We start from the raw sequence: 8,963 nt of genomic DNA on the forward strand, positions 1-8,963 counted from the left end.
CGGACGCACCGTCGGCGCAGGCGTCGTCTCCAAGATCATCGAATAACGCCGAAGGGCCGAGGAACCGGAAGGGCGCCCCCACGGCGCCCTTTTCCTTGCCGGGGCGCCCCCGGCCTGCGGCACGGGGTGAGGGGGGCAGCCTTCCCGCCGGTCAGGGAACCGACTGCATGGCCCGGATTGGGGCCGGATCCTGCATGGCCTGCCGGTCGGCCAGACTCGCGTCGGCAAGCGCGTCGGCGACACGCAGCGCATTGGCGACCACGGTCAGCGCCGGGCCGGCGCCGCCCGAGGAGGGGAAGACCGAGGCGTCGGCGACATGGATCCGTGGCTGGCCATGCACCCTGCCCTCGGGATCGGTCACGGAGGTCCGGGGATCGAGCCCCATCCGGCAGGTGCCCATGGGATGCCCCCAGTTGGGCTGCGCGTGCCGGCCCAGGAAATGCACTCCGAAGGGGGCGAAGACCGCGCGGATGCGGGCGCGGTTGGCCGCGGCGCGGCGCTTGAGGGCGGGGTCGACGGAATATTCCACCACGATCCTGCCGCCCTCGCTGCGCACGTGGTTGCGGGCGTCGGGCAGGTCCTCGGTGATCGTGGTGAAGATGGGCCTCGGCCCGATGAGCGCTGCCATGCTCCAGGCGAGCGGGCGCAGCGCCTCGACCATCCAGGGCGCGGGGCGCAACGGCAGCCCCGCGATCAGGCCGCGCATCGCCTGCATCAGCGCCCCGGTCTCCAGGCTGTAGCCGGTCGACTGGATCTCGCCGATACCGGCCTCGCCGTCAGCATAGAAATCGCGCAGCGCCAGCCATTTGCGCGGACCCTGGCCATCCGCCTCGCGCCGGGACATCACCAGGAAGAAATCGGAGACATGGAACATCAATCCGCGGCCGAGCATCGCCGGCGGCCCGGCATCCCCCCAGAGCGCGGTGGACCGCGCGAGGATGAGCGGGGAGTTGAGCGCGCCGGCCGCGAGGACGATGCGCCCGGCACGGCGCATCGTGGCGACGCCTTCCCGGTCGCGCAGGAGCACGGCGACGCCGCCATCCTCGGGCAGGATCGCCTCGACGCGCAGACCGGTCTCCAGCGCCACCCGGCCCGTGGCGAGCGCCGGCTGCAGCGCGCGGTTGTAGCCGTCGGCCTTGCAGGCGCGGGCGCAGCGCGCGCCGAAGCATTCGATGCATCCCGGAAGATAATCGAGGCCGACATGCAGGCGGAAAGGCGCGTGGCCCTTCGCCGCGAGGCTGGTGCGGAGCGCCTCGGCGGCCGCGGAGAGCCGCGGCGGCGGCAGGAGGTCGGCATCGTCGTCGGGGTCGAGCGGATCGCGCTCGCCGCAGACCCGCAAGAGCGATTCCGCCCGGGCGTAATGGCCGCGGAAACCGTCGTAACCGATCGGCCAGGCATTGGGCAGCAGCGATGCGTGGCCCTCGGCCACGCTGCCGGCGAAGTCGCTGCGCCGGAACCGGCCGAGCGCCGCGGCATAGCGCACGGAGGTGCCGCCCAGCCCCTGGCCGAGTCGCGTGGCGACCCTGCGCGGCGCGGCCCCGCCGCGGCCGCGCTCGTAATAGGAGAGGACGCCGGCGTTCCAGTCCTCCTGCTCGGGGAAGGCGGGCTCCTGGAGCCGCGCCGCCAGCCGCGAATAGGCGGATTTCGCGGCGAGGGGGGCGGTGACGTCGGGTCCCGCCTCGACGACCAGCACGTCGAGCCCGCGCTCGGCGAGCTGCCATGCGGCACTCGCGCCGCCGAGCCCGGCGCCGACGACAATGACATCCCGTTGCCGGTTGGAACGTAATTTGTTCATTCCTGGGTTGAGCTTTATAACTCGATACGATCATGCTTCTTGGAGGAGTCTGCATATCGCCTCCGATTATGTAAAGATTTTCTATGGTTAACTGGCGGGGACGGCGGAACGGGGCGCCAGAGGGCGCCGGGCATATCGCGCGTGATCCCCCGGAATCGGCATGCTAGAAGGCCGGAAAAGCAGCGCGGGCGGGCCGGATGCAGGATGGATCACGGGACCGAATGGTGAATCGTCACGCCCCGCGCCGGGAGCGCCCCGCATGAGCGATGCCACCGAGGGGCAGCGGATCTATGCCATCGGCGACGTGCACGGCCGGCTCGACCTGCTCGACGCCATGCACGCGCGCCTGCGCGCCGACCTCGCCGCCCGGCCTCATCCCCGGCCGCTGCTGGTCATGCTGGGCGATTATGTCGACCGCGGGCCCTCCAGTCGCGGCGTTCTCGACCGGCTCATCGGCATCGAGGCCTCGGATCTGCCGAGCGTCTTCCTGCTCGGCAATCACGACAGCTATATCGAGGCCTATCTCCGCGATCCCGAATGGTACGACCGCACCTATCACTGGCTGCATTCGGCCATGGGCGGCGGCGCGACGCTCGCCTCCTACGGCGTGCGGGACGCCCACGAGCGCGACCCGCGGGCGACCCACGACGCTTTCGCCGCGGCCTTTCCCGCGGAGCATGCGGCCTTCCTCGACCGCTGCCGGCTCTGGCACCGCATCGGCGGCTACGTCTTCGTCCATGCCGGCATTCGGCCCGGCGTGCCGATGGAGGCGCAGAACCGCGACGATCTGATCTGGATCCGCGAGCCCTTCCTGTCGTCGCGGCGCGACTTCGGCTTCAAGGTCGTGCATGGCCATACCATCGTGCCGCGGGTCGAGCATCACCCCAACCGCATCGCCGTCGACACCGGCGCGGTGCGCAGCGGCAAGCTCTCCTGCCTGCTGCTCGAGGGCGCGGAGGTCGCGCTGCTGGAGGCCTCCGGCCCCGTGCCCTGGCCGGAAGGCTCTGGCCTGGGCGAGCCCGCCCCCGGCGGCGGCCTGCGCTTCGGGCTCCGCCGCCTCTGGTCGGGGCGCTGACGCCCCTTGCGCCCGGGGGGGATCGGTCGTATCTCACGCCGCGCATGCCGGCACTCTAGGGGTGTAGCTCAGTTGGTAGAGCATCGGTCTCCAAAACCGAGGGTCGTAGGTTCGAGTCCTATCGCCCCTGCCAGGATGCCGGACGCGCCGCAACGGCGGCGCCATGCCGCCGCAACCTAGACCGCAACGGCCGGATCGAGGGTGATGCGCCAGAGCTCGTTGTCGTCGCGATCCATGAGCCGCACGGTGAGCTGGGCGGTCGCGCCGTCGATGTCGACCAGCCCGAAGAACTGGTAGCCGTCGCGCGGCGACACCGCGGCACCGAGCCCCGGCGGCGGCGCCTTCACGAACCGGACCTCGGGGCCGAAGGTGGGGTCGAGCGCCTTCTGGGCGAAGCTCCCCGCATGCAGGGGCCCCGACACAAACTCCCAGAACGGCGTGAAATCCTGGAAGGCCGCCCGCGACGGATCGTAGTGATGGGCGGCGGTATAATGCACGTCGGCGGTCAGCCAGAGCGTATTGGCGATGCCTTCGGCGTGGATGTGGCGCAGCAGATCCGCGATCTCCTGTTCGCGGCCGCGCGGCGCGCCGCCTTCGCCGTTGGCGAAGGCCTCCGCGGCCAGCCCGCCGGGGGAGCGCCCCCAGGAGACGAGCCCGATGGGCATGTCGCAGGCGATCACCTTCCAGGTGGCGCGGCTGGCCGAGAGCGAGCGCTTCAGCCAGGCGAGCTGGGCCGCGCCGAGGCCGGTGCGCGCATGGGGCAGGTCCTGGTCGGAGGCGAGGTAGTTCGCTCCGCGATACGACCGGAAATCGAGGAAGAACACCTCGAGCAGCGGCCCGTAGGCGATCCGGCGGTAGATCCGGCGCGGGTCGGCGGGATCGGTCCTTATCGGCGTCATCTCGTGGAAGGCGCGGGCCGCGCGCGCCGCGAGCCGGGCGACCGAGGTCTCGGAATAGCGGGAATCGTCGCGCAGGTCGGTGCCCGGCGACCAGTTGTTGAGCACCTCGTGGTCGTCCCATTGCACGAAGCTCGGTACCGCCGCGTTGAAGGCCCGCACATGCCGGTCCATGAGGTTGTAGCGCCACTGGCCGCGGAACTCGTCGAGTGTCTCCGCCACCTTCCGCTTCTCGTCGGTCAGCACGACGTTGCGCCAGGTTCCGCCGTCGAGCAGCGACGCCTCTTCCGCCATGGGGCCGTCGGCATAGACGGTGTCGCCGCAATGGATGAAGAAATCCGGCGCGTGGCCGGCGACGGCGGCATAGCTGCGCATGCCTTCGTCGTCGATGCCCCAGCCCTGCCCGCCGGTGTCGCCCGACCAGGCGAAGCGCACGGCGCGGCGGTCCGCGGGCGCGGTGCGGAAGCGGCCGGTCGCCGGCTCCGAGATCAGCGCGGGCTCCGCGAGATCGGCGGCGACCAGCCGGTAGAAGATGTCCTGGCCGGCGGGCAGGCCTTCCAGCCGGCGTTTGACGGCGAAATCGCTGCCCGCCAGCGCATCGACCGGCGGAAGCCGGACCGCATCGCGGAAGCTCTCGGTGGTGGCGTATTCGACCATGACCCGCGCCGGGCGGTCGACCCGGCCCCAGACCATGCCGGAGGCGGCTCCCACGTCGCCGGATTGCACCCCGTGGGTGAAGACCGGGCGGTCGGGCGCCCGGCTGAAGCCCGGCAGGGCGAGCGCCGCGGCGCCGGAGGCGAGGAAGCGGCGGCGCGAGAGGGGAAACCGGCGCGGCATCGGGGACCTCCGCTGCAATCTGCTGGTGCGGAGGCTAGGCGGCGATGGTTAACCGGATATTGCCATTTCGCGAAGAATTGGTGACATCGCCCCAACAAGTGGTGGAATCCGTCGAAATCACGGCAACATGCGGTAGGATCCGCAATGCGGCGCCTGCCGCCCCGGAGACGGCCGGCCGAACCGCCCGCGGCCTGCGGAGATGGCATCCGGCCTTGCAAACCGCCCGGGGCGTGGGTAAGTGCTCGGCGCTCAAGCGTCCGGACAGGTTCCCATGGCCCGTACCAATCCCTTCCAGTTCATCCAGCAGGTCCGCGCGGAGGCCGCGCGCATCGTCTGGCCGACGCGGCGCGAGACGGGGCTCACCACGGTCATGGTGATGATCATGGCGACGCTTTTCGCCACCTTCTTCTTCACGGTGGACCTGATCGTGCGCTTCGCCCTGGAGCAGATCCTTAACTTCGCCTCTTGAACCCCGCCGCGCGCGGGGGTAATCGGACGCCTCTCGCAACACGGAAGGCGCGCGTCGATTCGGTAGCGCGCCCTTTGCGTTTGCCCCCGCGTGGCGCGGGCAGAAGAGAAGTCGGGCGGCGAGGCGCCGCCGAGAGATTGAGGTAACGGACAGCATGGCGATGCGCTGGTATTCGGTGAGCGTTCTCTCGAACTTCGAGAAGAAGGTCGCCGAGGCGATCCGCGAGGCCGTGGCCCAACAGCATCTCGAGGACGAGATCGCCGAGGTCATGGTGCCGACCGAGGACGTCATCGAAATCCGCCGCGGCAAGAAGGTGCAGACCGAGAAGCGCTTCATGCCGGGCTATGTGCTGGTCAAGATGGAGATGACCGACCGGGCCTATCACCTGATCAGCTCGCTCAACCGCGTCACCGGCTTCCTCGGCCCCAAGGGCAAGCCGCTGCCGATGCGCGACGCCGAGGTCGCCCGCATCCTCAACCAGGTGGTCGAGGGGCAGGAGCGGCCGCGCTCGATCATCACCTTCCAGACCGGCGAGCAGGTCTCGGTCACGGACGGACCCTTCGAGGGCTTCAGCGGCATGGTCGAGGAAGTGGACCAGGGCGCGAGCCGGCTCAAGGTCTCGGTCTCGATCTTCGGCCGGGCCACGCCGGTGGAGCTGGAATTCGCGCAGGTCGCCAAGGCCTCGTGACCGGGGGCACGGTCGGCGCAGGCGCGAGCCGGCTGCGCGTTTCGATCGTGCCCTGCCAAGAGTTGGCCGGAATCCGAGGATTTCGGACTTCGCGCGGGAGGCGAGGACGGCGCGCCGTCCGGACCGTACCGCGCCCATGCAACGCCGCGCGGGACGCGTCCCCGTGGCAGGACAGAAGAAGGAGGCCGTCTATGGCCAAGAAAGTCATGGGGCAGCTGAAGCTGCAGGTGCCCGCCGGCAAGGCTAATCCCTCGCCGCCCGTCGGTCCCGCGCTCGGTCAGCGCGGCATCAACATCATGGAATTCTGCAAGGCGTTCAACGCCCGCACCCAGGAGATCGAGGCCGGCCAGCCGACCCCGGTCATCATCACCTATTTCTCCGACAAGTCCTTCCAGATGGAGATCAAGACGCCGCCGGCGTCCTACCTCATCAAGAAGGCGGCCAAGCTCAAGTCGGGCGCCAAGCTCCCCGGCAAGGAGACCGCCGGCACGGTGACGCTCGCCCAGGTGCGCGAGATCGCCGAGACCAAGATGAAGGATCTCAACGCCAACGACATCGAGGCGGCGATGCTGATCGTGGCGGGCTCCGCCCGGTCCATGGGCATCGAGGTCAAGGGGTAGGATCATGGCGAAGCTCGCAAAACGCACCGCAGCCGCCCGCAAGGCCGTCGAGGGCAAGTCCAACCTGGCGGTCGACGAGGCGGTCCGGCTCATCAAGGCCAATGCCACGGCGAAATTCGACGAGACGCTCGAGATCGCGATGAATCTCGGCGTCGATCCCCGCCATGCCGACCAGATGGTGCGCGGCGTGGTCAGCCTGCCGAACGGCACCGGCAAGACCGTGCGCGTGGCGGTCTTCGCCCGCGGCGCCAAGGCGGACGAGGCCACGGCGGCGGGTGCCGACATCGTCGGCGCCGAGGATCTGATGGAGACGATCCAGGGCGGCAAGATCGAGTTCGACCGCTGCATCGCCACGCCCGACATGATGCCGATCGTCGGGCGGCTCGGCAAGATCCTCGGGCCGCGCAACCTGATGCCGAACCCCAAGGTCGGCACGGTGACCATGGACGTCGCCCAGGCGATCCAGAACGCCAAGGGCGGCGAGGTGCAGTTCAAGGCCGAGAAGGCCGGCGTGGTGCATGGCGGCATCGGCAAGGCCTCCTTCGACGAGGGCAAGCTCGTGGAGAACGTGCGTGCCTTCGTGCAGGCGGTCAACCGCGCCAAGCCCTCGGGGGCGAAGGGCACCTATCTCAAGAAGATCGCGCTCTCCTCGACCATGGGGCCGGGCGTGACGGTCGACATCGCCAGCGCGGTGGCCGACTGACCGGATTCCCCCGGGCGACCGGGGGATGTTCCGGATCGGGAGCCTTCCCGGTCCGACTGTCCGAGACGGCGGGTTGGGCGAAAGGAGCGATCCTTCGCCCGGAAATCCTGCCCGAGACGGGGAACGATCGGGATCGACCGGGCTGATCCGGGCGGTTTTGGCGGGAACCCGTAGAAGGACCCGAGACGCCGGGCAACCGGCGAAACTGAGCGGCGGCGAGGGGCGGACGCCCCGGACCGCCAGTTACTTGGAGCAACAACGTGGATAGAGCCCAAAAGGAAGCTGTGGTCGCTGAACTCGGCCAGATCTTCACGGACTCTGGTGTCGTCGTGGTCGCGCACTACGAAGGCCTCTCGGTTGCCGAGATGACCGATTTCCGCCTGCGGATGAAGACCGCCGGCGGATCGGTCCGTGTCGCCAAGAACAAGCTCGCCAAGATCGCCCTCAAAGGCACCCCCGGCGAAAGCATGGGATCGCTGCTGACGGGCATGACGGTGCTCGCCTATTCCGAGGACCCGGTAGCCGCGGCCAAGACCGTGGATGCCTTCGCCAGGGACAACAAGAAGCTCGTTGTCCTCGGGGGTGCGATGGGAGCGACACCGCTGGACGAGGCCGGCGTGAAAGCCGTGGCCGCCATGCCGTCGCGCGAGGAGCTTATCGCTTCGATCGTGGCGTGCATCGGGGCCCCGGCAGGCGAGCTGGTCTCTGCCATTGGCGCGCCTGCCGCGAATATCGCGGGAATCCTCAGCACGCTCGAAGAGCGTGAGGCGGCTTGACGACTTCGCAACCCGGGGCCGGAGAGCGCGCGCCTTGCGCACCGGTCGACGCAAACCTACCTGATTGGAACCTGAGAAAATGGCTGATCTGAAGAAACTCGCCGAAGAGATCGTGGGGCTGACCCTGCTCGAGGCGTCCGAGCTGAAGAATATCCTCAAGGACGAATACGGCATCGAACCCGCCGCCGGCGGCGCGGTGATGATGGCCGCGGGTCCCGCCGCGGGCGGCGCGCCCGCCGAGGCCGCCGAGGAGCAGACCGAATTCGACGTGATCCTCAAGGCCGCCGGCGCCCAGAAGATCAACGTCATCAAGGAAGTCCGCGCCATCACCGGCCTCGGGCTCAAGGAAGCCAAGGACCTCGTCGAGGCCGGCGGCAAGGCGGTGAAGGAAGGCGTCTCCAAGGCGGAAGCCGAGGAGATCCAGAAGAAGCTCGTCGCGGCCGGTGCCGAGGTCGAGCTGAAGTGACGATTGTGCGCAACCGCCGGTTGCGCTAACGACCCCGACCGGATCCGCGGCGACGCGGGTCCGGTTCGATGCGTCTCTCGGGATGCCCGCGCGCGGGCCTCGCGAAAGACGCGTCCGATCCGGGTGTGCGATCTGGGAAATCGCACAGGCATTGGATCAGACACGTCCGGCAAGGCCCCGCCACCCGTTCCCCGCCGGGCGGCGTGCGTGCAAGCGAAGAGGTACGAGCATGGCTCAGACGCATTCCGGTCACAAGCGCATTCGGAAGTTCTACGGCAAGATCCGCGAAGTCGCGGAGATGCCCAATCTGATCGAGGTGCAGAAGTCGAGCTATGACCTCTTCCTGAATTCCGGCGAGGGTGCGGAGCCCGCGGACGGGGAGGGCCTGAAGGGCACCTTCCAGTCGGTCTTCCCGATCCGGGACTTCAACGAATCCGCGGTGCTGGAATTCGTGAAATACGATCTCGAGGCGCCGAAATACGACGTCGAGGAATGCATGCAGCGCGACATGACCTATGCCGCGCCGCTCAAGGTCACGCTGCGCCTCATCGTCTTCGAAGTGGACGAGGAAACCGGCGCACGCTCGGTCAAGGACATCAAGGAGCAGGACGTCTACATGGGCGACATGCCGCTCATGA

General features: G+C 68.9%; 10 protein-coding genes and 1 tRNA gene. 9 read left to right on the forward strand and 2 right to left on the reverse strand.

The annotated features are described in order from the left end of the window. Window positions 1-151: 151 nt before the first annotated feature. On the reverse strand, window positions 152-1,795 hold the full coding sequence (locus V7050_RS14615; RefSeq protein ID WP_324370548.1) for a GMC family oxidoreductase: 1,644 nt from the start codon (window positions 1,793-1,795) through the stop codon (window positions 152-154). 259 nt (window positions 1,796-2,054) lie between these two features. Here V7050_RS14615 and V7050_RS14620 point away from each other — a divergent pair, with 259 nt between their 5' ends. Together V7050_RS14620 and V7050_RS14625 are read left to right on the forward strand one after the other, a co-directional pair. Further along, entirely contained in the window at window positions 2,055-2,870 is an 816-nt protein-coding gene (locus tag V7050_RS14620; protein ID WP_324370550.1) for a metallophosphoesterase, read from the forward strand. Between the two features lie 57 nt (window positions 2,871-2,927). Further along, window positions 2,928-3,003: transfer RNA gene (locus V7050_RS14625), tRNA-Trp, on the forward strand. 43 nt (window positions 3,004-3,046) lie between these two features. Here V7050_RS14625 and V7050_RS14630 read toward each other — a convergent pair. Next, window positions 3,047-4,603, reverse strand: coding sequence for an alkaline phosphatase D family protein (locus V7050_RS14630; protein ID WP_324375429.1), 1,557 nt, complete (start codon window positions 4,601-4,603; stop codon window positions 3,047-3,049). Window positions 4,604-4,874: 271 nt separating this feature from the next. Here V7050_RS14630 and secE point away from each other — a divergent pair, with 271 nt between their 5' ends. The 7 genes from secE to V7050_RS14665 form a co-directional block, all read left to right on the forward strand. Continuing rightward, window positions 4,875-5,072, forward strand: a complete 198-nt coding sequence (secE, locus tag V7050_RS14635; RefSeq protein ID WP_324370241.1) for a preprotein translocase subunit SecE — start codon at window positions 4,875-4,877, stop codon at window positions 5,070-5,072. 154 nt (window positions 5,073-5,226) lie between these two features. Beyond that, a complete protein-coding gene (gene nusG, locus V7050_RS14640; protein WP_324370239.1) occupies window positions 5,227-5,760 on the forward strand; it encodes a transcription termination/antitermination protein NusG in 534 nt (177 codons plus the stop codon). Between the two features lie 191 nt (window positions 5,761-5,951). Further along, window positions 5,952-6,380: a 50S ribosomal protein L11 gene (gene rplK, locus V7050_RS14645; protein WP_324370237.1), complete on the forward strand. Its 429-nt coding sequence runs from the start codon at window positions 5,952-5,954 to the stop codon at window positions 6,378-6,380. Between the two features lie 4 nt (window positions 6,381-6,384). Continuing rightward, window positions 6,385-7,083 (forward strand): 50S ribosomal protein L1, encoded by a 699-nt coding sequence (gene rplA / locus V7050_RS14650; protein ID WP_324370235.1) that lies wholly within the window; start codon window positions 6,385-6,387, stop codon window positions 7,081-7,083. Between the two features lie 260 nt (window positions 7,084-7,343). Continuing rightward, entirely contained in the window at window positions 7,344-7,859 is a 516-nt protein-coding gene (rplJ, locus tag V7050_RS14655; protein WP_324370233.1) for a 50S ribosomal protein L10, read from the forward strand. 79 nt (window positions 7,860-7,938) lie between these two features. Next, complete coding sequence (rplL, locus tag V7050_RS14660; RefSeq protein ID WP_324370230.1) at window positions 7,939-8,325, forward strand: 50S ribosomal protein L7/L12; 387 nt, start codon at window positions 7,939-7,941, stop codon at window positions 8,323-8,325. Window positions 8,326-8,554: 229 nt separating this feature from the next. Then, window positions 8,555-8,963, forward strand: a 409-nt coding sequence (locus V7050_RS14665; RefSeq protein ID WP_324410726.1) for a hypothetical protein, incomplete at its 3' end; no start/stop codon positions are given.

It is taken from the genome of Amaricoccus sp. (assembly GCF_036846665.1).
Taxonomy (GTDB): Bacteria; Pseudomonadota; Alphaproteobacteria; order Rhodobacterales; family Rhodobacteraceae; genus Amaricoccus.

Bases quoted from the DNA above. Each gene is read 5' to 3' on its own strand.
- secE (WP_324370241.1), top strand. From the start codon at position 4,875: ATGGCCCGTACCAATCCCTTCCAGTTCATCCAGCAGGTCCGCGCGGAG.
- rplK (WP_324370237.1), top strand. From the start codon at position 5,952: ATGGCCAAGAAAGTCATGGGGCAGCTGAAGCTGCAGGTGCCCGCCGGC.
- nusG (WP_324370239.1), top strand. From the start codon at position 5,227: ATGGCGATGCGCTGGTATTCGGTGAGCGTTCTCTCGAACTTCGAGAAG.
- V7050_RS14620 (WP_324370550.1), top strand. From the start codon at position 2,055: ATGAGCGATGCCACCGAGGGGCAGCGGATCTATGCCATCGGCGACGTG.
- V7050_RS14615 (WP_324370548.1), bottom strand. From the start codon at position 1,795: ATGAACAAATTACGTTCCAACCGGCAACGGGATGTCATTGTCGTCGGC.
- rplL (WP_324370230.1), top strand. From the start codon at position 7,939: ATGGCTGATCTGAAGAAACTCGCCGAAGAGATCGTGGGGCTGACCCTG.
- rplA (WP_324370235.1), top strand. From the start codon at position 6,385: ATGGCGAAGCTCGCAAAACGCACCGCAGCCGCCCGCAAGGCCGTCGAG.
- V7050_RS14630 (WP_324375429.1), bottom strand. From the start codon at position 4,603: ATGCCGCGCCGGTTTCCCCTCTCGCGCCGCCGCTTCCTCGCCTCCGGC.